The organism is Salinibacterium hongtaonis (assembly GCF_003065485.1).
Taxonomy (GTDB): domain Bacteria; phylum Actinomycetota; class Actinomycetes; order Actinomycetales; family Microbacteriaceae; genus Homoserinimonas; species Homoserinimonas hongtaonis.
Genome location: NZ_CP026951.1, coordinates 880,389 through 902,506, shown reverse-complemented (window position 1 = coordinate 902,506; position 22,118 = coordinate 880,389). Strand labels below are relative to the sequence as shown.

The 22,118-nt window shown below is 64.5% G+C and carries 17 protein-coding genes; 4 read left to right on the top strand and 13 right to left on the bottom strand.

All coding sequences use genetic code 11. The features are described from left to right. Window positions 1–47 precede the first annotated feature (47 nt). From C2138_RS04360 to C2138_RS04350, 4 genes are all read right to left on the bottom strand, one after another. Window positions 48–2,288, bottom strand: coding sequence for a HelD family protein (locus C2138_RS04360; RefSeq protein WP_108515836.1), 2,241 nt, complete (start codon window positions 2,286–2,288; stop codon window positions 48–50). Window positions 2,289–2,344: 56 nt separating this feature from the next. After that, a complete protein-coding gene (locus C2138_RS04355; protein WP_158268850.1) occupies window positions 2,345–3,550 on the bottom strand; it encodes a PrsW family intramembrane metalloprotease in 1,206 nt (401 codons plus the stop codon). Next, on the bottom strand, window positions 3,547–4,347 hold the full coding sequence (locus tag C2138_RS13600; protein ID WP_158268849.1) for a hypothetical protein: 801 nt from the start codon (window positions 4,345–4,347) through the stop codon (window positions 3,547–3,549). The genes C2138_RS04355 and C2138_RS13600 overlap by 4 nt, the downstream gene beginning before the upstream one ends. 105 nt (window positions 4,348–4,452) lie before the next feature. Further along, entirely contained in the window at window positions 4,453–5,943 is a 1,491-nt protein-coding gene (locus tag C2138_RS04350; RefSeq protein ID WP_108518787.1) for an aspartate ammonia-lyase, read from the bottom strand. Window positions 5,944–6,336: 393 nt separating this feature from the next. Between C2138_RS04350 and C2138_RS13715 the strand changes: the two genes are divergently transcribed. Together C2138_RS13715 and C2138_RS04340 are read left to right on the top strand one after the other, a co-directional pair. Continuing rightward, window positions 6,337–7,791, top strand: a complete 1,455-nt coding sequence (locus tag C2138_RS13715) for a DUF2510 domain-containing protein (protein ID WP_241961176.1) — start codon at window positions 6,337–6,339, stop codon at window positions 7,789–7,791. A 52-nt stretch (window positions 7,792–7,843) separates the two neighbouring features. Beyond that, entirely contained in the window at window positions 7,844–9,313 is a 1,470-nt protein-coding gene (locus C2138_RS04340) for an MFS transporter (RefSeq protein ID WP_108515833.1), read from the top strand. Between the two features lie 377 nt (window positions 9,314–9,690). Here C2138_RS04340 and C2138_RS04335 read toward each other — a convergent pair whose 3' ends face one another. Then, a complete protein-coding gene (locus tag C2138_RS04335) occupies window positions 9,691–11,859 on the bottom strand; it encodes a DEAD/DEAH box helicase (RefSeq protein ID WP_108515831.1) in 2,169 nt (722 codons plus the stop codon). A gap of 252 nt (window positions 11,860–12,111) precedes the next feature. Beyond that, a complete protein-coding gene (locus tag C2138_RS04330; RefSeq protein ID WP_108515830.1) occupies window positions 12,112–12,447 on the bottom strand; it encodes a DUF6804 family protein in 336 nt (111 codons plus the stop codon). A gap of 39 nt (window positions 12,448–12,486) precedes the next feature. Here C2138_RS04330 and C2138_RS04325 point away from each other — a divergent pair, with 39 nt between their 5' ends. Then, entirely contained in the window at window positions 12,487–13,908 is a 1,422-nt protein-coding gene (locus C2138_RS04325) for a M20/M25/M40 family metallo-hydrolase (RefSeq protein WP_108515828.1), read from the top strand. A gap of 1 nt (window position 13,909) precedes the next feature. Here C2138_RS04325 and C2138_RS04320 read toward each other — a convergent pair whose 3' ends face one another. From C2138_RS04320 to C2138_RS04290, 7 genes are all read right to left on the bottom strand, one after another. Next, window positions 13,910–14,467: a GDSL-type esterase/lipase family protein gene (locus C2138_RS04320; protein WP_233245627.1), complete on the bottom strand. Its 558-nt coding sequence runs from the start codon at window positions 14,465–14,467 to the stop codon at window positions 13,910–13,912. A gap of 78 nt (window positions 14,468–14,545) precedes the next feature. Then, window positions 14,546–15,463: a glycerophosphodiester phosphodiesterase gene (locus tag C2138_RS04315; RefSeq protein ID WP_108515824.1), complete on the bottom strand. Its 918-nt coding sequence runs from the start codon at window positions 15,461–15,463 to the stop codon at window positions 14,546–14,548. Between the two features lie 83 nt (window positions 15,464–15,546). Next, a complete protein-coding gene (locus C2138_RS04310; protein ID WP_159078138.1) occupies window positions 15,547–16,485 on the bottom strand; it encodes a CAP domain-containing protein in 939 nt (312 codons plus the stop codon). Between the two features lie 111 nt (window positions 16,486–16,596). Further along, window positions 16,597–17,451 carry an aldehyde dehydrogenase family protein gene (locus C2138_RS04305; RefSeq protein WP_108515821.1) on the bottom strand — a complete coding sequence of 285 codons (855 nt, stop codon included), beginning with the start codon at window positions 17,449–17,451 and terminating at the stop codon, window positions 16,597–16,599. Beyond that, on the bottom strand, window positions 17,448–18,962 hold the full coding sequence (locus tag C2138_RS04300; RefSeq protein ID WP_108998470.1) for an aldehyde dehydrogenase family protein: 1,515 nt from the start codon (window positions 18,960–18,962) through the stop codon (window positions 17,448–17,450). The genes C2138_RS04305 and C2138_RS04300 overlap by 4 nt, the downstream gene beginning before the upstream one ends. A 10-nt stretch (window positions 18,963–18,972) precedes the next feature. Beyond that, window positions 18,973–19,998 (bottom strand): deoxyribose-phosphate aldolase, encoded by a 1,026-nt coding sequence (deoC, locus tag C2138_RS04295; protein WP_108515818.1) that lies wholly within the window; start codon window positions 19,996–19,998, stop codon window positions 18,973–18,975. After that, window positions 19,995–21,047, bottom strand: coding sequence for a sugar-binding transcriptional regulator (locus tag C2138_RS04290; protein WP_108515816.1), 1,053 nt, complete (start codon window positions 21,045–21,047; stop codon window positions 19,995–19,997). Before C2138_RS04290 ends, deoC begins: the two co-directional genes overlap by 4 nt. Window positions 21,048–21,141: 94 nt before the next feature. Here C2138_RS04290 and C2138_RS04285 point away from each other — a divergent pair, with 94 nt between their 5' ends. Then, window positions 21,142–22,107 carry an ROK family protein gene (locus tag C2138_RS04285; protein ID WP_241961175.1) on the top strand — a complete coding sequence of 322 codons (966 nt, stop codon included), beginning with the start codon at window positions 21,142–21,144 and terminating at the stop codon, window positions 22,105–22,107. Window positions 22,108–22,118: the final 11 nt, after the last annotated feature.

Genomic DNA, 22,118 nt, shown 5'->3' with positions numbered 1-22,118 from the left:
GGCTCGTGACGGCCCACCCGATTAGCGCGTGATTACCGCACGACGAATCAGAACAGTGCCGGCTGCATCCCCGCAGGCATCGGCAGGTCGCCCACCAGCGTCAGCCGCTGGGTTGCCCGCGTCATGGCCACGTACAGCGCCGCAGAACCCCGCGGCAGGCCCTCGACAATGCCGGTCGGGTCGACCACGACGACGGAGTCGAATTCGAGCCCCTTCGCGTCCTGAGGGCTGATCACCACGATCGGCTCCAGGAGGCTCTCTGAGCCATAGACAACCTCGCCTTCAAAGGCATCCCGCAGCGCGGAATAGACGTCGGTCAGCATGCTGGGGGGTGCGATGACGGCAAGGGTTCCCACCGTGCTGATGGCTCGATCCTGGCGCACCGCCGAGACGACATCCGGAGCCGAGGCCACGGGCCACGGAGTGCTTCGCACCGAGCGGGATGGGGTGACGGGCAGGCCGTGTGAAATCGCAAACTGTTCCGCCGCCTCGGCGATCTGGCTGGGAGTCCGGTAGTTCACCGTGAGCTCCTCCAACCGCCACCGGTCGTCGGCGGGATTGCGCCCGAGGAGGGGGCGTAGCGCCTGGCGCCACGACGGCGCCGCGGTAGCCGCAGAAGCCTGGGCGATATCGCCCACGATCGTAAATGACCGCATGGGGCAGCGACGCAGCAGCAACCGCCACTGCATCGGAGAGAGCTCTTGCGCCTCGTCGACAACAACGTGGCCATACGTCCACGACCGGTCCCCCGCCGCTCGTTCAGACGTCGTAGAGCGCCCGGCAGTCTCGGCAAAGTTAGCCGCGAGCGATGCTGCGTCGACCATCCCGCCCACCTGCATGTTTTCGATCGCCGCCTCGGCGTTCTCGATGTCGCGCTTGTGCTGTGCCTTCTCTTCTCGCTTGCGGGCGGCATCCACTGCGTCGTACTCGCCCAGGTATTCTGCCGCCTCGTCGAGCAGCGGAACATCCTCGACGGTGAACGGCGCTGAACGCTCTCGGTGCAGCAATGCGCGCTGATCATCCGACCAGTTCGGGGTGAGCTCTGCTAGCCACTGCGGTCTGGCGAATAGATCCTGCACGAGCTTCTGCGGCGTCAGCGGCAACCAGGCGGTGTTGAGCGCGATGCGCACGTCGTCTGCCGTGCGCAAATCTTCCCGCAACATGGCGAGATCGGAGTCGTCAATCGCATTGCCCTGGGCCCGCAACTGCTCCGCATACTGGCGGGCCAGTTCCGAAAGTGCCGACTTGACGAACGTGACTCTGGCCTCGTTATGCGGTTTGCGCGTATCCCGCGCCTTGGCGATAGCGCGCTCGACCGTGGCAGGGTCGAGCATCACGGTGTCCCCGTTGACGATCATGGGAACGGGATGCTGCGGCGCCCGCTGCCTCGACCGAACGGCCTTCGACACCAGGTCTGCCATGCCGGAGCGCCCCTTGATTGCGGCCACGGCGGGAACATCGTGTTCCGTCGCGGCCACGTCGGGGAACAAGCGCCCCACGCTCGCGAGAACGACGCCCGTCTCTCCGAGTGAGGGCAAGACCGACTCGATGTAGTTGAGGAACGATGCCGATGGGCCAACGATCAGCACACCGGAACCGCGCAGGCGCTTGCGGTGGGAGTAGAGCAGGTAGGCGGCGCGGTGGAGCGCGACGGCGGTCTTGCCTGTTCCCGGCCCACCCTGCACAACGAGGATGCCGTTCATCTCGGACCGGATGATGCGGTCCTGTTCGGCCTGAATCGTAGCGACGATGTCGGTCATGCGGCCGGTGCGCTCGGCGCTCAGCGCTGCGAGCAGTGCGCCCTCCCCCTGGTGCCCATTGCCTTCGGCAAGAAGCTCGGAGTCGAACACTTCGTCTTCGATGCGCACGACGGTTCGGCCCTGGGAGATGAGGTGCCTACGTGCGCGCGCGCCGAGCGGGGTTGCCGCGGTCGCCTGGTAGAACGCGCTCGCCTGCGGCACCCGCCAATCGAGCAGGATCGGCTTTTGGTCTTCGTCTCTCAGGCCGATGCGCCCGATGTATTTGGTCGAATCGTCGTCGTCATCATCGTCGGCGAACTGGATGCGGCCGAAGGCGAGACGTTCGTTCACGTCGCGCAACTGAGCGATGCGGTCTTCGTAGAGCCGTGCGAACGTGTCGCGCTCAGTGCGGCTCTGGTGGGTTCCCCCGCTGCCGCCCTGCGCCCTAATGGCTACTAACTGACGTTCTGCATCCTCGCGCAATTCGTCTAGGCGCGCATAGAGGCCCGCCACGTAGTCGCGCTCATGCTCAAGTCCATCTTCGATCACGAAAAGCCAGCCCCTTTAGAAAAAATCCAGCCCTCAAGCTTACGGCATGGCGATGATCAGATTCTCGCGCCCCGTTGTCCTTCCATTCGGCTTCGGTTGGCGACCACTCGCTCGAGCATCACTGCCTCGTCATACGTTGCGGCGGCAACATCGCGGCCGAGCACGATTCGGTGCCGTGCAAACGCCAACCGAGTGGCGCTGCGGGCGAACTCGTCGAAAGCATCGCCGATGCCATGGCTGCGCGCCCAGGCAGCAGCGGCCCTTCTGCCCTGCCCGGTAGAGAGCAACGCGACCTCTTGCTGAGTAAACCAGCCAGCATCCGCATATTCCTGCAGGTGTCGGCGCGTGAGCGTTCTCTCTTGCCCTCGCAAGAAGAACACAATCACGAAGCCGATGATGAACAGGGGCACCTGCACCGTGAAGTAGTAGGCGTAGAAGTTGGTGACGAAGAGCGCCGACGCATTCCAGAACGCGTGAAGCGCGATCGCCGGGAGCAGCCCGAGCAGCCACCACCCGATCATTCCGCCGGGGCTGGCACGACGAGAGGCGAAGCCCATGACGAGCCCTGTGCATGCCGTGAACATGACATGGGCGAAGGGCGACATGAGCCCACGCATGACAAAAATCTCGCCGACATCGCCCGGCACCTGAGACTCAGCGAGGGCTATTCCGAAGTACTGCACGTTTTCGGTGAAGGCAAAGCCGACGGCGATCATGGCACCATAGACAACGCCGTCAACGGGCCCGTCGAACTGGCGCCGAATCGCCCAGAACAGCACAAGCAGGCCGAAGCCCTTTCCCACCTCTTCAACGATGGGCGCCTGCACCACGAGCCCAAAGAACGTTACCCAGAAGCCGTCGCCCACGCCCACCGCGGCCGCAATGATTTGCACGCCAAGGTCGAAGATCAACGCGATGGCGACGGAGGCTGCGGCGCCCCAGAGAAACGCAAACACGAGCGCACCCCGAGGCTCGGGCTCCCATCGGTCGATCCAGCGGATGCCGATGAGCACGATGATGAGCGGAATCACCGCGAGTATGCCAGCGACGATAAACGCGCCTCCGCCGAGAAATGACAGAAGGTAGACGCCTACGGCCAGAGCGATGAGCGACAGCACCGAATAGCCCAGCACCGCAAGAATGAGGACCGTGTTATCTCGTCGCCCCCGGCTCAGGCTGACAGGACGAGCCGAGTGCACGACCGGCTGTGGGTTGGCCGATGGCTGACCGTCGTGAGACACGAGCTCGTCGGCAGCCGTCACAGTTGCTGCTCGCGCAGAATCTGCAGCGCTCGGTTGACCCGGTCGCTGAGCCCTGCAACCCCCCGGTTGGTTCGGCGTTCGAGTTCGTCGATGGCCTGCACCAGCTCGGCCCGCTGTCGACCATTGACGAGCGCCCACTCCGCCCTGGCCCGCAGCGATAGTCGGGCCGCGCGGTCAGCCAGCACGATGCTGATTGCGGGCAGCAACAGCGAAACTAGCCCCACGATCAAGCCTGTCGGCAGGGAGAAGTCCTGCGCGAGGGCGATCCAGATCGCGGCGAGCGCAAGCACGGAGAAAGCAATGGGGATCAGTCGCAGCCAGCGCGCGATCGACTCGTGCCTCACAGCCTCGCGCTCATCGATCACGGCGAGCTCTTGCCTCCAGCGCTCGATGTCGGCCTTGGTTACCTTGCGGGCGTTGGTGTCGCTCACCCGAAGGCGGAGGACGGCATAGCCCTGCACGTCTCGCGTCAGCAACCGAACGAGTCCCACGACGACGAGACCCGACACGATCACCATGACGGCGAGCGCGAGAACAAGGCCGCCGGTGAGGCCCCACCCTGTATCGAGCACCATGCTCGCCCCCAGGGCGACCCCAAATGCGGAGAGCACGGCGGCAAGGGCGGCTACGGGCAGAACCCAGAAGATTTCGTGAGCCCGCCGCCGCGCGAAGCGCGCGCTGCCCGCGCGGGCGGTGCGGCTATCGAACCACGCCGTGCCGATATCGGCGATCTGAAACAGGAGGGCACTAAGCCACAGAACAAGCAGCCAGAGCGCGGCATCCCACCAAATATTCACTTCCGACAAGCTACCCGGCCTGGCCGACCAAGTCGAGCGCGCACACCGCTGAGACGAGAATCAGCCGATGCGCTGATGCCAGCCCCCGCTGTGCTGAGCAGCATCTCAGCCCCCCGCTGGTTCGGCAGAGCCACTCGTCGACGAAGGCCGGATGATCGGGATGACGCCCGTCGTCGGCACGAGCCCACTCAGGCGCTCGGGGCGCAGGACGCGGCGAACTTCTTCCTCTGTCATATAGCCGTTCTCCACGACAAGATCGGCAATCGATGCGGTGCTCGTGAGGGCGGTGTGCGCAAGGGCAGCCGACGCCGCATAGCCGATGTACGGGGTCAGCGCCGTGACAACGCTCACCGAGGTCTCCATCTCGGCGGCAAGACGCTGCACATTGGCGGTGATGCCATCGATGCAGTTGACCCGCAGCGTGCGGCATCCATTCGTCAACCACGCCAGCGACTGCAGGATGCTGTGGGCGATTACGGGCTCGAACGCGTTGAGCTGCAATTGGCCGGCCTCGGCCGCCGCTGTCACGGTGGCATCCGCTCCCACGATGCTGAACGCGATCTGGTTGACCACCTCGGGAATAACGGGATTCACCTTGCCCGGCATGATCGAAGACCCCGCCTGGCGCGCCGGGAGAAAGATCTCGCCGAGGCCGGACTGCGGACCAGAGCTGAGCAGTCGCAGGTCGTTGCAGATCTTCGACAGCTTGACGGCGGCGCGCTTGAGAGTTCCGCTCACCGACATGAAGACACCCACATCGCTTGTCGCCTCGATCAGGTCCTTGGCGGTGACCGCTTCGATTCCCGCGACATCAGCAAGGTGGCGGCACACCGCTTCTGCGTACTGAGGGTGCGCCGTGATGCCGGTGCCGATCGCCGTGGCCCCGAGGTTGATCTCGCTGAGAAGCGGAATCGTCTCGGCAAGTCGGTCGTGGTCCTCCATTAGCGTGTGCGCGAATCCACTGAACTCCTGGCCCAGCGTCATCGGCACGGCATCCTGCAGCTGTGTTCTACCCACCTTCACGATGTCCGAGAACTCCACGCCCTTGCGCGCGAACGCGTCAGCAAGCAGCGAGTGCTCCGCAAGGAGCCGCCGGAGGCCGAAGATTACGCTGAGCTTGACTGCAGTCGGGTAAACATCGTTGGTGCTCTGCCCACGGTTGACGTCGTCGAGCGGATGCAGCCACCGGTAGTCGCCGCGCTCATGGCCCATAAGTTCCAAGCCGCGGTTCGCAATGACCTCGTTGGCGTTCATATTGGTTGAGGTGCCGGCACCTCCCTGAATGACCCCCACGACGAACTGATCGTGCAGCTTGCCCGCCGCGATCTCTTCGCACACGCGATCGATGATGTCGGCCTTCTCTGCAGACAGAGTGCCGATCTCTCGGTTGGCTCGGGCGGCCGCTTGCTTGACGCGGGCGAGAGCCCTGATCAGATCGGGATACACAGAGATGGGCCGCCGAGTGATGGGAAAGTTCTCGAGTGCTCTCGCCGTGTGGATTCCCCAGTAAACGTCGGCGGGGACTTCGAGGGTGCCGAGCGAGTCGCTATCGGGCCTCGTCTGATCGCCCCCAATTATGGTGACAGGTGCTGTCATCGCGGGTTTGTTGGTGGCATCCGGACTGGTCACGGCGTAGAACTCCTTATACAGCGAGGTGTGGGCAACGTTGCCTATAACAAGCCTAACAATCCGGGGCAGAAGCGACAGTCCACCGGTATGGCCAAAGCCACCAAACGCGCGAATGCGCGCGAATTCCCCTCAATTTCTCCCCGGAAGGGCGAGTTTCTCGCGGGCAGTGCTCGCCAACCGTGATAAATAAACCTTGTCGCGAGGCCCGACTCTGCCGTTACTATTCTCGAGAAGCTCAAAGTTAGTCTTTCTCACTGTCGGGGATCCCCTCGCAGAGGGAGGGGCGAGGTCGTACTACAGGCCTCTGGGGGACAGCGGCCGAGCTCGACTGAGCGCGGTCACACAGAGAGGGTTGACGCCTTGCTAGATGATGACGTTGTGACGGTCCCGGCCGGTTGGTACCCGGACCCCATGGGTCTCCCGCAGCTGCGCTGGTGGGATAACCATTCGTGGACCGAGTTCACTTCGGCGACCCGCACGCCCCTCATCGTTCAGGATGAGCCGCGCCTGGCATACGCCGACGACTCCACTCGCCAGACCAACGGCCGTTCCGCGTCAGAGCCGCCGCTGACCAAGGCAGAACTCATCTCTACCCTGCGTCAGCTTGAGCCCCCCAAGCCGCAGCAGATCGAGCGCAGCCACCCCGCCCCCAGCTTCGCCCCCGACGACTCCGCCGCCGAGGATGCGGCCAGGGCAGCCGCAGCGTACGCCGAGCAGCAGGCTGCACAGCAGGCTGCCGCACACGCTTCGGCCCAGGCCGCAGCGCAGCAGCGCGCAGCCCAGCAGCAGGCAGCGCAACAGGCCGCAGCACAGGCAGCACAGCAGGCCGCCGCACAGGCCGCCGCTCAGCAGGCTGCGTACCAGCAACAACAGCAGGCAGCGCAGCAGGCCGCCTTCCAGCAGGGATTTGCTCAGCAGGGGTATGCCCAGCCGGGCGATCCCTCCCAGCAGGGTTACGCCCAGCCCGGATTCGCTCCGCAGCAACCGCGTGACCCCTACGACTTCGTACCAGGGCCGACAGAAGAGCCTCGTCCCGCACGCTCGTCGGTCAACTACTCCGACGGCGCGGGTTTTGCGCAGCCCGCTGCAGACCAGGCGCGCTCGCGTTTTCAGGAACCGTCGCAGTACTACTCTCACCAGGAGCCCTTCGGCCGCCCCGAGATGTCTCGCGCGGCCCAGCGCCGCGCGATGGACCGCCTCCAGGTCATTTACACGCCCTGGGTGTGGGTCATCGCTATGGCGCCCCTCCTGCAGCTCGTGATCTCGTTGATCGGTGTCTCCTCGGGCGCAACCGCGCTGCCAATCGCGGTGCCCATCACGATCCTGCTGCTCCCCTACTTCGCCACGATCGGGCTCGCCATCGTTGACCGTCGCGCACTCCTGCGGGCGGGCCACAAGGCACCAGCCCACTGGGCATGGGCGTTCGCAACTCCGATCGGCTACCTCATCGCTCGATCTGTTGCCACCAACCGGGAGTTCGGCAAGGGTCTCACCCCCGTCGCTCTGTGGTTTGCCATCTTGGTTCTGCAGAACCTCTCGATCATCGCCGTCCCCGGCATCGCCATCTCGGTCATCCCCGAGGTGTTCAAGGCAGAGGTCGAGCAATCGATTGCTCAGGACGCCGCGATCGTGGGAACGACGCTCGACGTGGAGTGCCCCGCGCCCGCCGCTCAGATCGGCGTTCAGTTCACGTGCGTGGGCACGACAGAAACGGGCAACGTGGTCGACATCAACGTGAGCCTCCAGCGCAGCAACGGCTGGATCGACTGGCGCGTCGACTCGCAGATCTGGCAGTCGGGCGAGCTTTCTAGCTAGCCACAGTCAGCGGCTGAAAGGCCTGGCCGATTGAGGGCTAGGCTGGGTGGCGATGACGGACGAACAGAGCGGCTGGCTTAGCGACAAACAACGACGCCGACTCACCCGAATCCCCAGTGACAGGTCCATCGTCGCTACCCTCGCATCCACCGGCCTGATCGCTGCATTCATGCAGACGCTGGTCATCCCGATCGTCCCGCATCTGCCGGCCTACCTCGACACCTCGAGCTCGGATGCCGCCTGGGTGCTTACGGCGACGCTCGTCTCGGCGGCAATTTCGACCCCCATCGCCGGTCGGCTCGGCGACATGCACGGCAAGCGCCGCATTCTCTTGCTCCTGCTGCTGATGATGACGATCGGCTCGATCGTCTGCGCCCTGTCGTCGACCCTTGTGCCGATGGTGGTCGGCCGCACACTCCAGGGCATCGGCCTCGGCTCAATCTCGCTCGGCATCAGCATTCTTCGTGACGTGTTGCACCGCCGCTCCCTCGGGGCCGCGATAGCCCTCGTGAGCGCAACCCTCGGCATTGGTGGAGCCCTGGGCCTGCCGCTCTCGGCGATCGTCGCCGAGAACTTCGATTACCACTACCTCTTCTGGCTCGCAGCGCTTCTCAGCCTGGGGGCGGCGATAGCAGTGCTCTCGATCGTGCCCGAGAGCACTCTGCGCACGGGCGGCCACTTCGACTACGTGGGTTCTCTGGGATTCGCTGTCGGCCTCGTCTCGCTTCTCCTTGCCGTCTCCAAGGGAAGCGAGTGGGGATGGACCAGCCTGACGACCCTGGGGCTCGCCGTCGGTTCGCTGGTCGTCTTTGCTCTGTGGACGCTGTGGGAGCTCCGGGTCACCGACCCGCTCGTTGACCTGCGCGTAGCGAGTCGCCCCGCCGTCTTGCTGACCAACATCGCCTCCGTAGCCGTCGGCTTCGCGTTCTTTACCACCGCGGCGGCGCTACCGGTGCTGCTCGAGGCGCCCACCGGTTCGGGCGTAGGCATGGGGCAGTCTTTGCTCATCGCTAGCCTCTGTCTCATGCCGAGCGGGCTCGTCATGTTCTTCGTCTCACGCCCCGCTGCACGGCTCTCCGAGGCCAAGGGGCCCAAGACCAGCCTCGTGCTCGGTATTTCGATCATCGCCGTCACCTTTGTGGCCGGCTCCCTCATGCTCACCGAGGTGTGGCAGGTCATCGCGATATCCACGATCTCCGGGCTCGGAACAGGCTTCGCCTATGCCGCGATGCCAACGCTCATCATGAAGGCCGTTCCTCCCACAGAGACCGCGGCGGCCAACGGCCTGAACTCGGTGATGCGCACGCTCGGGTCATCGGCAGCATCGGCGATCGTCGGCGTAGTTCTCGCCTCGTCGTTCGTGGTGGTCGACGGCACAACCGTGCCCACCCTGGGAGCGTTCCAGCTCGTCTTCGTGATCAGCGCTGGAGTGGCCATCGTCGGCGGCGTCGTGGCCACGTTCATCCCGCGCCACGACCCCCGCTACGACGAGACGGCAAGCATCCCCGTGCAGAATCCGTAGGATCTACGATCCTTTGATTTCGGGCCTCTGTCCCTCTGCACACCACACGGGGGCCAAGTAGGGGGCCATAGTGGCGCCTTTGATGTGCGGTTATACCCCCGTATTCCGCACATCGACCGACACCGGCCCCCGCTACTCGGGATTGCCCCGTGTTGCGATGGAGCCAGACTAGACCGCCACGCAGAGCGCGTATGCCCCCATTTCGGGGCTCCCCCAAAGGGGAGTCCTCCTAAATGAGGACAGGCGAGAGAGCGGTTTCACAAGCTTTTCTCATGCGGGCGCACAGTCATCTCCCAGCGAACCGGGGATGCGGCGATGTATACCGCCGCTCCCCCACAGCCCACTGGGCCAAGCCATAACGAGTCGGCCTTCGAGCCTTAGCGCGAGAGCGCGTCCCTGAGCAGAGCGATCAGCGCTTCGAGCTGGATCTCGCCGGCATCCGCCACCGCCTCGTCGTTGCCATCGAGAGCACGCGCCGCGAGGCCAGCCTTGCTATCGATGAGCTCGGCGATTTTCGTGTCGATGGTCTGCGCGGCGATAACGCGCCAAGCCGTCACCGGTTCCGCCTGACCAATGCGATGTACGCGGTCGATCGCCTGGGTCTGCTCCGCCGATGTCCAGCTGAGCTCCGCGAGAACCACGTTGGACGCGGCCTGCAGGTTGAGACCAACACCAGCCGCGGTAAGCGAAGCGACGACAACGGAGACCTCGGAATCGTTGTTGAATGCGTCGACCTGGGCTTGCCGGAACGTTGCCGTCTGATCGCCACGAATGGAGACCGTCTTAATCCCCTTGCGGGCGAAGGTCTCCTCCGCAACATCCATGACATCGATGTGCTTGGCGAAGAAGACGACCTTGCCCACCGACCGAGCGAGCTGCGCGGTGTAGTCGGCGGCCAGCACGGCCTTGGCCTGACCGATTCGACGCACCATCGTGAACACGTTCTCGCCGGTCTTGGCAGACTTCGAGTCCTCGAGTTCCGCCCGTGCGACCATGCGCATGAGCTCTTCTTGCGGGCCGTCGTATTCTGCGCCAGCACGCGACGCGAGCAAACCGAGGTACCTCGTCTTGAGTCGATTGCCGAGCTCCCGCTCAGCGTCGCGGATGCTGCGGCCGAGGTCGTCATCAAGCTCGACGGGCAGGTCGGCGATGCGCTTCGCCGGCAGGTTCGAGGCCACATCGATCTTCTTGCGACGCACGATTCCCATGTCGATCACTGCCTGGCGAGCTTCGGCAAAGAAGCCGAAGTCGGCGGGGGTGAGCCCCGTCTCCTCGAGCTTTGCCATGAGTTCCGCCGTCGGCTTGTCGCCATCGATCCAGCCGAGAAACTGCCAGATCGCGCGGAAGTCGTCGATCGTGTTGATCAGGGGTGTTCCCGTGAGCGCAATCATGAGCGCACGCGGGCGCAGCAGACGGATGCTCTCCGCGAGCGAAAGAACGTGGCGCGAGCGCTGCGATTCTCGGTTCTTGATGAAGTGGGCCTCGTCGACAACCATGCCCTTAAACCCGAGGGTTCGCAGCCATCCGACGTGGCGATCAAGAACGTCGTAGTTGACGATGACGACGTCGGCGTAGGCGTCGAGGTCCTCTCCCGAGCCGTGGATGACGGTGGCGGTGCGGTGCGGCGTCCACCGCTCAACCTCGCGTGCCCAGTTCATCTTGACGACGTTGGGTACGACAACGAGCAGAGGGTACGAATTGGTGGCGGATGCCGCCAGCAGCGCCTGCGCAGTCTTGCCAAGGCCGGGCTCATCGGCGAGCAAATAGGTGCGGTGCCCCTCACGGGCACTCGCCACGAATTCGGCCTGGTGGTGAAAGAGTTCGAGCCCTGGGGGCACGCGACGGTCTGCCGGGGTCGGCTCGGGGAGATCCATGCTCGCAACATTGCCGCCGGAGCCATATTCGAACGCCCGGTAGAGGGGCTCAAGGAGCTCCCAGTTGGAGAGTCGGTGGCTCGTCGTTGCTGGCTTTTTGGGAACCGCGCTGAAGTCGGGGGCAAGGAACGGGTTGCTCAACTGGCGGGAGATTACGGACTGCGGAACTACCTGCTTTTCGACATCGGGAGTCTGTGCCGCCGGCTCGACGGCGATGATGAGCTCATCGGGGCTCAGCTCCATTCCCGACGCCATCAGCATGTCCCTGCGCAGCTTGCGGGCAACATCCGAAACGGGCGCGTCTTCGGCGAGCAGCGTGATCACCGACGTATCCCGTGCGGCCACCTTGGCGAGGATCGTGGCAACACCATCGAGCCGTTTGAGCACCTCTGCCCGGTCTGAGTCAGAGATATCGGTCTCGCTCTTAGCCCGAGCGCGTTCCTCGCGCATGAGAAGGGCGATCACCTGAAACTTGGTTCGATTGCTCGGCGAGAGCTTTCCGCGTTCCGCGGCACCCTCGATCTCTCGAACCGCCCGCGCGAGCACGGGAATGATTCCGGCATCATCTCCGGGCCTCACACGGCGGTGCGAGTTGCGACGCGCTGGCGCCTTGCCGCCCCCACGCGACTTACCGTTGATGGTGTTGCCTTCCGAGCGACCGGAGCGGGCCATGATCCTCCTGAATCAGCGAATGCCGAGGTGTTCATGTCGGAGTGCAATTTCTGCAGCCATCCAACAGCACCGCACCCTCGTGGTGCACCCGTCACGCAGCTACACAGCAGGATCAGCAACGCGGGTGGGCGGCGATTCCAGACTCAAGCAACGTGCGGACACGGTCGAGACGGTGATTCGGAATCGTCAGCGCGTCAAAAGTTTACTCCACTGTGAGCTCCAAGCGCACTACTGGCGTGAAGTGTGGAGAAATCAGCTTGCGCTGGGCCTTACCTTGATGAGCACACCGGATGCGATCATCACGATTGCGGCGATGAACTGGCCGGCGACCCAGCCCTGTCCGTGAAGTTCGAGCACCCACGCGGGGTTCCACACGACGGCGATAGCGGCGAGCGGCACGAGCCACCACCATTGCCGGGCCTGGGCGGCGAAAACCGCGCAGATGACCGCGAGAATGCACACTCCGAACCGAATAAACAGGTAGCCATCGCTGTCGAGCAGCGCCAACCCGGCAAACAACACGAGAGCACCGAGGATGCCGGGGGCCAAGGCTGGGCGGGTGAACTCGGCAGATGCGGGGGTGGCCATGCTGTCAACGTTACCGGCCCAACGATTAGAGTCACATTCGTGACCACCGAATCGACCGCAGGCGCACGCTCCCACGACGACCGACGAGCCTCTGCAGAGCGAGAATCGCGGGAGGCCTCGCCGCTCCCGGGAGAGCACGCCGCGGCGATAGAGCGCCTACAACAGCTCATCCGCATCCCGACGGTGTCGCGCTCCGACGAGAGTGAGACCGACTGGGCTCCGTTCCGCAGGTTTCTCGAAGTTCTGCCCGAGCTCTACCCGCTGGTGCACGCCAAACTGGAGCGTGAACTCGTTGCCAACTATTCGATGATCTACCGGTGGCGGGGGCGCGAGCATGGGAATCCGGGCGTACTTATGGCCCACTACGACGTCGTGGCCGCCACGGACGACGGCTGGCAGCATCCGCCATTCTCGGCGCACGTTTCGGGCAGCGCCGATGACGCCGTGATGTGGGGGCGCGGCACGCTCGACGACAAAGGAAGTCTCGCCGCAATACTCGAGGCGGTAGAAGCCTCACTCAGCGAGGGATTCACGCCGAGGAACGACATCTATCTCTGCTTCGGGCACAACGAAGAGACTGCAGGGGACGGTGCGCGGCAGATCGTTGATCTTCTCGAGGCGCGCGGCATTCGCCCGGGTTTTGTCAGCGACGAAGGCGGAGCGATCGTTGAGGGTATCTTTCCCGGAGTCGACGACCCCATTGCGGTCGTCGGCGTGGCCGAAAAGGGAATTATGACCCTCACGATGACCGTGGATCAAGACGGAGGTCACGCCTCAACCCCGCCGCGCCAGACGGCAACCGTGCGCTTAGCGCGGGCCATAGTGGCGCTCAACCGCACACCGTTCCCCGGCCGCTTCACAGCAACCAACATCGAGATGATCCGCACCCTCGGCGCGCATGCCCGCGACCCGCTCCGCTTCGCGTTTACTCAGCTGTGGCTCACTAAGCCGCTGTTGCTGTCACTGTTCGGCCGTCTCAGCGATGAAACACGGGCAATAACCCGCACAACGCAGGCAGTAACGATGCTGCAGGGCGCCGCAGCAGAAAACGCTCTCGCCGAGAGAGCCACCGCTGTGGTGAACATCCGTGTCGCCGTCGGTTCCTCAGTCGCCGAGGCGGTCGCCCATGTGAAGAAGGCCGTCAATGACGAGCGCGTCTCGATCGCCGTCGAGCGACCGAGCGAGCCCTCCATCGTCTCCCCCACGGCGGGGCCGGCCTGGAACCTCGTCCGCACAAGCATCGAGCGCACGTACCCCGGCACCATCGTGACGCCGTATGTGATGCTCGGGGCAAGCGACAGCCGTCACTTCACCCGCATTAGCGATTTCGTCTACCGCTTCAGCCCGTTCGAGATGTCAGCAGACGAGCGCGGCACCCTGCACGCCAAGAACGAGAGAATTCGCATTTCGACCTGGCTGCGCGGTATCGATTTCTACCGCGAGATCGTCGCTGGTCTGTGACTCAGATCAGGCCGTCGATGACATGCAACGGCCTGCTCATGGGCGGCAGATCACGCAACCGCTCTAGCCCCGGCCGCAGCTCCTCAAGCCACGCCTCGTAGCCGGCGCCGTTGAGATGCAAGCCATCCTCCGTGAACCGCTCATTGAGGGCGCCACTTGCCGTGGCGAGCGCTGGCCACAGGTCAAGGTACTGAGCCCTCACCGTTGAGCTGAACTGGCGGAGATGGATGTTGGCGTCAGTGATCAGAGGCGCGAACTCCGGCGTTCGCGGCATGATCGATTGCACGAGCATCCGAGTGCCGGGCAGTTCTCGCCGCAGTTCGACCAAGACCGTCTCGGTGTTTCGCACGAGGTGCTCGACGGAGTACCGAAGGCCGAGGTCGTTGGTGCCAATCAGCATCAGGATGTCGTCTGGCGCGCTGTCGATGATGTCATCGAGTCTCTCGATGACATCGTCGGTCGTATAGCCGGGCACCCCGAAGTTGATGATGTCGTCGTCGGGGAACCACGCCTGCCAGTCGCCCGTCGCCGTAATGCTGTCGCCGACGAATGCAATCATTCGTCTATCGTCCAGTTGCTCACCCATCGCTAGCCTCCTGCCAGTGCACCCATCCTGAAGGGTGTCACTGAAAGAACGCTAGGTTCCCGGAGCCGTATCGGCAAGCCATCCGTCGAGCGAACTTGGTGTGTCGGTGATGATTCCGTCGACCCCCATCGCGAGCGCCTCGGCCCAACTCTGCTCTTCGTTAAGCGTGTAAATCAGCACTCCCAGGCCGACATCGTGAAGAGAGTCGACAAGACCGGGGTTGGCTGCAAGCACCTTTGCATTGGTAATCAAGGCAATCGCACCGACGGCTGATACCTCCGCCACCGGGTCAGTGAGCATCTCCCGGCCCAGAATCGCACGTTCGACGCTGGGAGCATGTGACTGCGCGGCCGCCAGGGTCTCTGGCTCGAAGCTCGCAAGGACGACTCGGGAGCGCATTCCTGACTCCGCAAGGAGCGAATCGACAAGCGAAACCGACTCGGGAGACCAGACCCCTTTGAGTTCGATCATTGCCTTTTTGCGCGACTCCGCCAGTAGGTCGAGAAACTCTTCGAGGCTCGGGATGTGCTCGCCGGAGTGGACGGAGCTGAACCATGAGCCCGCATCGAGAGAACGAAGTTCGGCGAACGTCATCTCATCGACTCGCCCCGTGCCGTTTGTGGTGCGGTCGACGGTCTCGTCGTGGATGAGAACGGGCACGCCGTCTGACGTAAGACGCACATCGGTCTCAACAAAGACCATGGGCCCGGCGAGGGCTGCGGTGAGAGCCGCGATTGTGTTCTCCGGCGCAGTCGAGCGGTCTCCCCTGTGGCCAGCGATGAGAGCGGGCTCCCCTGGCGCTCGAAGGGTGCCGAACATCGTCGCCGCCGTCGAGCGCTCTGCAGCGGGCCCGAGAATAAGCACGAGGACCAGCCCGAGCGTCATCGCAGAGGCGGTCATCCCCCTGCGCACAACCTGCAGCGCGACCCGGTCGGAGCCGTTCATCCGTGCGCGATAGTGCGTTGCCATCAACTCGCCTCATTGCTCGTCGCGTCGACCCGCGCGTGCGGGTTGACGCCACTATAGCGGCGAACGTTATCTTTTCGTTACATTTATTTCGCGCGGGAGATTCCGACTCGAGCCACTACCACTGCACTCCCAGCAAGCGCCAGAAGAGCCGCTAGTGCTGCCGCGACGGGCGCTGCCCATGGCGCAGAACCGACGGCAACGGCGTCTGCGCTTGCTGCGCTGTCGGCACCATCAACTGCGTCGAAAAGGCCATCAGAATCGGCGTCCGGCACGGTGTCCTGCACGGCGAACAGCTCGTCGGGCGCAACATCGCCTGCGCGAAGCGGCGGCCTTGCCTGGTCTGCCGCACGCGACTTGTCGCCCTCCGCCGCGGCTTGGTCGAGTGCAGCCCGCTCCGCTGCATCCCGCTCCGCCGCAGCGCTGGCTTCGGCGGCAGCGGCGGGGTCAGCGGCAGCGGCGGGGTCAGCGGCAGCAGGAGCTGGTGCCGTAGCGGGCGAACGCGCCGGGGCCGGGGCCGGTGCCGGCGCGGGTGCGGGAGCCGGAGCCGGAGCTGGCGGCGCGGGGAGCGCAACACTAGCGCCGTATTTAGCGAACACTTCCACCGACCACGTCGTGCCCCCGGCAGCGATATGAGCAATTCCGATGTCCGTGTAGTCGCCGAGCACATTTGCCCTGTGGCCTGCGGAATTCATCCACCCCTGATGCACGGCGGCACCACTGCCGTAGCCCTGGGCAACGTTCTCCCCCGCAAGACCCCAGCCACCGGGGATCTGCGTTGAATACGACGGATTGTGAGAGAGAACGCCTTTGGCGGCCATCTGGTTTGCCCACGCCAAAGCAACCTGACTGAGCGCACCGTTGTAGGTGAGTGCGCCGAGCCCTGCCGCCGCTCTGCTCTGATTGACGAGAGCGTGAATGGTGCCCTCTTCTGCCGCCGATGCCGCCGGGGCTGCAAGAAGCGCCCCCGCGATCGACAACAGCAGAACAACGCTCGACGCCAGGACGCGACGAACTCGCGTCAACGAATGATTCCCCTGAACTTCTCTATGCCCCCGCATGCGGACAACACTACGACTTGCAACCGATATTTCAGATGAGAATATTTCTCATGGAGTAAGCGCGGGCCGAGCTGCCTAGATGAGCGACTTCGTGTGCCACACGGTCTTGGTTTCCGTAAAGAACGTCACGCGCTCGACGGCCGGTCCTGCGACACCGTCGATGGGCGGCAAAACCCGCTTGAGAGTGTCGGCGGCGGCGATCTGCAACTCAACCCAGTCGATGTCGCCCGCACCCGCTAGATCAAGCGCATTGACATCGGCGTGACTTGCGAGCCAGGGGGCGATCTCGCCAGCGGAGCCGGTGAGGATGTTGACGACGCCCGCAGGAACATCGCTCGTGGCGAGCACCTCGGCGAGGCTAATTGCGCTGAGCGGAGCCTGCTCGCTGGCGATCACCACAACCGTGTTGCCCGCGACGAGCGCAGGAGCAAGCACGCTCACGAGGCCGAGCAGCGACGACTTCTGGGGAGCGACAATAGCCACAACGCCTGTCGCCTCTGGCGTGGAGATGTTGAAGTACGGCCCGCTGACGGGATTGCCATTGCCCGCCACCTGAACGTATTTGTCTGCCCAGCCTGCGTACCAAACCCAGGCATCCACTGCCGCATCGACCTGCTGATTCGCCGCCGCGGCGGTAGCGCCCTCGGTCTGCTGAATCTCGTCAACAAACTGCGCACGACGACCCTCAAGCAGCTCCGCGACACGGTAGAGCACCTGGCCGCGGTTGTATCCGGTGGCACCGGACCAACCGGAGAACGCGGCGCGGGCCGCTACAACGGCATCCCTCGCATCCTTGCGCGACGCCTGAGCGGCGTTGGCAACGAAGACGCCCTTAGCGGTCTCGATGTCGTATACGCGCCCCGATTCGCTGCGGGGAAACTTGCCGCCGATGAAGAGCTTGTAGGTCTTGGGAATCGTGAGGTGGCTCATCGGGCGGCCTTTCCTGTGGACTTGCGGGTCGACTTAGCAGTGGGCTGCGCGCTCAGCGCAGCGGGGGCATTCCATCCCGAAGATTCGAGGTAGGCGGCAAGACCATGGCGGCCGCCCTCACGCCCGTAGCCCGACTCCTTGTAGCCACCGAAGGGGCTGGAGGGATCGAACTGGTTGAAGGTATTGGCCCAGACGACACCGGCGCGAAGCTTGTCGGCGACCGCAAGGATGCGGCTGCCCTTATCGCTCCAGATGCCGGCCGAGAGACCGTATGGCGTGTTGTTGGCCTTGGCAATAGCCTCGGCGGGGGTGCGGAAGGTGAGAACCGACAGCACGGGTCCGAAGATCTCATCGCGCGCGATGCGGTGGCTCTGCGACACATTCGTGAAGATCGTCGGCGCGAACCAGAAGCCCTTCTCGGGCAGCTCGCACGCAGGAGACCAGCGCTCGGCACCCTCCTGCTCGCCGATTGCGCTCAGTTCGCGAATGCGGTCGAGCTGCTCGCGCGAGTTGATGGCACCGACATCGGTGTTCTTGTCGAGCGGGTCGCCGACGCGCAGGGTTGACAGGCGCGACTTGAGACGGTCGATGACCTCGTCGTGGATGTTCTCCTGAACAAGAAGGCGGCTACCTGCGCAGCAGACATGCCCCTGGTTGAAGAAGATGCCGTTGACAATGCCCTCAATGGCCTGGTCGATGGGGGCGTCGTCGAACACGATGTTCGCGGCCTTGCCGCCGAGCTCGAGCGTGAGCTTCTTGCCCGTGCCCGCCGTCGACTTCGCGATCGCGCGTCCGACCGAGGTCGACCCCGTGAACGCAACCTTGTTGACATCGGGGTGGTTGACGAGGGCTGCGCCCGTGTCACCAGCGCCCGTGATGATGTTGACCACACCGGCGGGCAGATCTGCCTGCTGGAGGATCTCGGCGAAGATCAGCGCCGTGAGCGGCGTAGTCTCGGCGGGCTTGATGACGACCGTGTTACCAGCGGCAAGGGCAGGCGCGATCTTCCACGCGAGCATGAGCAGCGGAAAGTTCCACGGGATGACCTGAGCGGCAACGCCGAGCGACCGAGGGTTGGGGCCGAGACCCGCATGATCGAGCTTGTCGGCCCATCCCGCATAGTAAAAGAACCAGGCAGCAACCAGAGGAACATCGACATCGCGGCTCTCCTTGATCGGCTTGCCGTTGTCAAGGCTCTCGGCGACGGCCAACTCTCGTGCGCGCTCCTGCACCAGACGTGCGATGCGGAACAGGTACTTGCCGCGGTCTGAGCCGCTCATGCGCGACCAGGTCGTGTCATAGGCGCGACGGGCGGCGGCGACAGCACGGTCGACATCCGCAGCGGAGGCCGTGGCGATGTCGGCGATGTGCTCCTCGGTCGCCGGCGAGATGGTCTGAAAACCTGCTCCGCTGCCGTCGACGAAGTCGCCGTCGATAAAGAGCCCATAGCTGGGCCGCAGGTTCAGGATCGCTCGCGACTCAGGGGCCGGGGCATATTCGAGAAAAGACATTGAGTGCTCCTTAGGCGACGGTGACATAGTCGGGGCCCGAGTAGTGGCCGGTGGTGATCTTTTGGCGCTGCAGGAGCACATCGTTCAGCAAGCTCGATGCGCCAAACCGGAACAGGTGCGGCTGCAGCCAGTCCTCGCCGACGATCTCGGCAACCGCCACGATGTACTTGATCGCATCCTTCGACGTACTGATGCCGCCCGCGGGCTTGACGCCCACCTTTTCTCCCGTGAGGCGGTGCCAGTCGCGCACAACCTCAAGCATGCTGACGGTGACGGGCAGGGTCGCCGCTGGCTGCACTTTGCCCGTGCTGGTCTTGATGAAGTCGGCGCCAGCAAGAATGGAGAGCCAGGATGCTTTGCGAACGTTGTCGTAGGTATTCAGTTCTCCCGTCTCCAGGATGACCTTGAGGTGCGCATAGCCGCCGTCCGCCCTGCGGCAGGCTGCCTTGACCGCAACGATCTGATCGAACACAACACCGTAGCGACCGCTCAGAAAGGCGCCCCGGTCGATGACCATGTCGATCTCGTCGGCACCCGCCGCGACAGCCTCTGATGTGTCGGCGATTTTGACGTCGAGCGAGGATCGCCCGCTGGGGAATGCCGTTGCGACAGCCGCCACGTTAATGCCACCGCGATCGGGGTCGCCATGGTGCGCACCCAAGGCGGCGACAGCATCCGCCACCATGTCGCCGTATACGCATACCGCCGCAACGCGGGGTGCCGTGGGATCGCCGGGGTCGGGGGTGATCGCCTTAGACGCGAGTGAGTGCACCTTGCCGGGGGTGTCGGCACCCTCAAGCGTGGTGAGGTCGATGAGCGAGATGATCTTGTCGATCGCCCAGGCCTTCGAGGTTGTTTTGATCGAACGTCCACCGAGGCTCGCCGCGCGGGCTTCGAGGCCCACAGCGTCTACCCCCGGGATGCCGTCGAGGTGGCGTTTCAGGCTGGTCTCGGTGAGATCGGCGCCGATGAGCCGAATCGCACGCTCTGCCGGCGCGAGCACGGTCTGTGCTGGCACGGGAAGGTCGATGGTCATGAGTGTGCTCCTTGCGTTGCGGCCTGCGCAGGCGCTGGCCGGTGTGAAGAACTGGGCGCGTGTGATGGCGCGTGCTCGGTGTCGTGCGAAAGCTGAAGGGGAGGAACCTGGCCTGCAGGGACGGCCTCGATAAGCGAGCGAGCCGTCGCCTCGTCGGTGACGATCACGGAGCAGAGCCCGCCGGTTACGACGGCGCGGGCGATGGCGTGCTTTGACTCCCCCGCGATGACCAGCACCGACGTCTCCGCGGCGCGCAGCCCTTCCAGACCGATGCCGACGGTCCGGGCGTCAAGGTCGGTGTCCACGATCTCGCCGTCTGCGCCGATGAACCGGCCGACAACGTCGCCGACCGCACCCTTCTCTACCAGGCCGGCAACATCCTGGGCGGTGAGGTACCCGCTCTCGACGAGCACACTCGACGCGTCGGCGACGCCAGCGCTAAAGAGGTAGGCAGAAGCGGATGCCGCGAGGTCGAGAATGCCGGCGACGGCCCGGTCCGATTCGATGGCCGCCTTCGTGGCGGCATGTTCGAGAATGGCGGGGCTCGGCAGGATCGTCGCCTGGCCGCCCGCTTTCTGCGCGATTGTCAGAGCGGTCGTTGCAGCGCTTCCCTGTGTGCGGCTCAGCGGGACACCACCGTTGACCTGGACGACCCGCACCCCGCGAGCCCACCCGTCTTCGAGCTGCTCGGCAACGTCACTCAGCGTGCGTCCCCAGCTGATCCCGAGTACTCGCGGTACGGGCCTGAGTGCCGCAAGAAAGTCTGCCGCCGCCCTGGCAACAGCGGCTTGGGCGTCGTGGTCGTCGCCGACGGGCACGACGACTGCGTCGGCAAGGCCGAATCGCTCGCGCAGTGCGTGCTCAAGGGCGAGCCGCCGCGCGCGGGGGTGGACTATTTCGATGCGAACGATTCCGCGTTCGCGGGCGCGGGAGAGAAGTCGGCCTACCTTCCACCGGCTCGTGTGCAGCAGCGCACCGATTTCGTCCTGGGTCTTGCCGTCTTCGTAGTAGAGCTCCGCAGCGCGCACCATGAGGAGTTCGTCTGACATGCCACACCACCCTCCGCTGAGGCGCCTTCTGACGCCTCTTCCAGAGTAGGCGGCCCGACAGCGCTCCTCAACATGTGTAGATACATCTGCTCATATGAGCAAGAGACCCGACGTTGCGACCGCGCGCGGGACTACGCTGAGCGCCATGACGCTCGCCCTCGCCCTCGATTTTGGCGGAACCAAAGTCGAATCCGCCCTCGTTGACTCCCACGGAAAAGTTGTTGCAGCGAGCAGGTTTCGCGCGCCAACGGGCCGCCAAGCTACCTCTGATCAGCTCGCTGCGGCCGTCGACCGGGTGACCGCTTCTACCCTGGCGAGCGTGCCGCCGGGCGAGCACATCATCGGAGCGGGAATCGGTTGCGCCGGCCCGATCGAGGCCTCCGCGGGGCTCGTCAGCCCGCTCAACGTTCCGGCCTGGCGCAGGTATCCCCTGCGGGAGCACCTGCACCAGTTGGTTCGCGATGTGCCGGTTCGCCTGCAACTTGACGGTCTCTGCATCACGATCGCGGAGCACTGGGTGGGTGCTGCCGTTGGCGTCGATAACGTGATGGGCATGATCGTCTCGACGGGGGTCGGGGGCGGGCTCATCCTCGATGGTCGCCCCATCGTGGGGCAGAGCGGCAACGCCGGGCATATCGGCCACATCGAGGTCGGTGGCTTCGATGATCCCTGCCTGTGTGGGGGAACCGGGTGTCTCGAGGCGATCGCATCTGGCCCGAGCACTGTTACCTGGGCGCGGACCAACGGATGGCACGGTTCCACGGGCGAGGAGCTCGCGGCCTCCTATGCGATGGGAGACCCCGTGGCCACTGCCGCGGTCACGCGCTGCGGCACAGCGTTGGGTCATGCCATCGCCTCGGCTTCTGCCCTCACCGACCTCGACCTGGTGACGATTGGCGGCGGGTTCTCTCAGGTAACCCCCGACCTCTTTGGCCACATACGCGCTGCAATTGACCAACGAGCTGGGTGGGACTTCGTCACCGCTGTGCGAGTCGTGCCGACCGGCCTCTCAGGTGACGGCCCCCTCATCGGAGCCGCTGCCCTCATCCACACCGCCTAGAAGGCCGACAC

What these genes read in the sequence shown, in the direction of transcription:
- C2138_RS04340 (WP_108515833.1), top strand. Translation starts at nt 7,844, where the DNA reads ATGACGGACGAACAGAGCGGCTGGCTTAGCGACAAACAACGACGCCGA.
- C2138_RS04335 (WP_108515831.1), bottom strand. Translation starts at nt 11,859, where the DNA reads ATGGCCCGCTCCGGTCGCTCGGAAGGCAACACCATCAACGGTAAGTCG.
- C2138_RS04315 (WP_108515824.1), bottom strand. Translation starts at nt 15,463, where the DNA reads ATGGCAACGCACTATCGCGCACGGATGAACGGCTCCGACCGGGTCGCG.
- deoC (WP_108515818.1), bottom strand. Translation starts at nt 19,998, where the DNA reads ATGACCATCGACCTTCCCGTGCCAGCACAGACCGTGCTCGCGCCGGCA.
- C2138_RS04350 (WP_108518787.1), bottom strand. Translation starts at nt 5,943, where the DNA reads ATGACAGCACCTGTCACCATAATTGGGGGCGATCAGACGAGGCCCGAT.
- C2138_RS04305 (WP_108515821.1), bottom strand. Translation starts at nt 17,451, where the DNA reads ATGAGCCACCTCACGATTCCCAAGACCTACAAGCTCTTCATCGGCGGC.
- C2138_RS04300 (WP_108998470.1), bottom strand. Translation starts at nt 18,962, where the DNA reads ATGTCTTTTCTCGAATATGCCCCGGCCCCTGAGTCGCGAGCGATCCTG.
- C2138_RS04330 (WP_108515830.1), bottom strand. Translation starts at nt 12,447, where the DNA reads ATGGCCACCCCCGCATCTGCCGAGTTCACCCGCCCAGCCTTGGCCCCC.
- C2138_RS04320 (WP_233245627.1), bottom strand. Translation starts at nt 14,467, where the DNA reads ATGATTGCATTCGTCGGCGACAGCATTACGGCGACGGGCGACTGGCAG.
- C2138_RS04290 (WP_108515816.1), bottom strand. Translation starts at nt 21,047, where the DNA reads ATGTCAGACGAACTCCTCATGGTGCGCGCTGCGGAGCTCTACTACGAA.
- C2138_RS04285 (WP_241961175.1), top strand. Translation starts at nt 21,142, where the DNA reads ATGAGCAAGAGACCCGACGTTGCGACCGCGCGCGGGACTACGCTGAGC.